The sequence below is a fragment of the Bartonella acomydis genome (assembly GCF_039543025.1).
GTDB lineage: Bacteria > Pseudomonadota > Alphaproteobacteria > Rhizobiales > Rhizobiaceae > Bartonella > Bartonella acomydis.
Window position 1 is genome coordinate 1 of record NZ_BAABIY010000008.1, and the last position, 1,098, is coordinate 1,098.

Annotated in this window: 1 pseudogene; it reads left to right on the forward strand. The window is 34.8% G+C overall.

Going from position 1 to position 1,098, the window contains the following annotated elements:
* Positions 1 to 369 (forward strand): annotated as a pseudogene (locus tag ABD909_RS01550) (YfjI family protein); the annotation flags it as partial.
* Between the last annotated feature and the right edge of the window lie 729 nt (positions 370 to 1,098).

Below are 1,098 nucleotides of genomic sequence, written 5' to 3' on the forward strand. Positions count from 1 at the left end.
TAGCAAGCCTTGCATTGATTTTTGAACTTTTAGACAGAGAACATTTTGAAATTGGGCTCTATGCCATTACAACAGCGTTGCGTTGGGAAAAATACCTGATAAGTCACGCAAAACGTCTTTATGCGGCGGGGGATACATTAACAGCAGAGCGTGCAAAATTGATTGTTGAACGCTGTGATTATTTACCCGATGGTTTTACTTTACGTGATATTCATCAAAGAAGTTGGACGGGCTTAAAGGACAATCAAGCTGTGAAGCAAGCTTTAGAGCTTTTATGCCGTTGTAACTANCAATAGCTTCAAAAGCGGTCGACCTACTATACGCTATGAATGGCATCCCTTCGTGAAAAGTCATAAGACACCACAATAGGCAATCTGGAGATCTTATAAAACATTAAACCATATAGCCTTGTATTTGTATCATGAACTCTCAAAGTACGCCTCATCTCTTAGTTTTGAGGATTTTGAGGGTTCTTTTTACACCCTTTTATATATTTTTTTCAATCAAAAATAAAAACCATTATATTTCAATATGTTAATGTTTTGCAAATCTTCAAAAAACAACCTATATTAATATTATAACCTGTAAATCAACTCCTAATATATGTTTTGAAGGTATTTTGAGGGTGTTAGGAACCCTCAAAACCCTTCTTAAAACCTATCAAAATGATCACTATGATATTTTAAAAGAACACATTGCATTTGCCCTGATTAACATGTGAAACAAATAGCAAATTTCACTATTTTACTGATCTAACCATGGGTCATAGGCTGTGGATAACAACTTTTTAAAACCTCTTTTGAAAAAATTTATCCACTTTTTTAGCAATTTACCCTCATTTGACACTCGCTATTCATTCAAAACGTATTTAATTGCCTTCATTTTGATTCTTTTGAAGAGAATTAATCCCCTCATAAGAAAATGGAGCCCTCTTGTAATATGTTGCAATCTGTTAAGTCTGAACATGAACGCGTCACGCTACGCTCTCTGTTGGAATATTATCGCGATCAAGCAAAATCACCCCGTGAATTGGGAACATTGTTTGAAAACCTTGTAAAAGCTTATTTATCTGAAGACCCTTTACAAAAGCAGGAATAC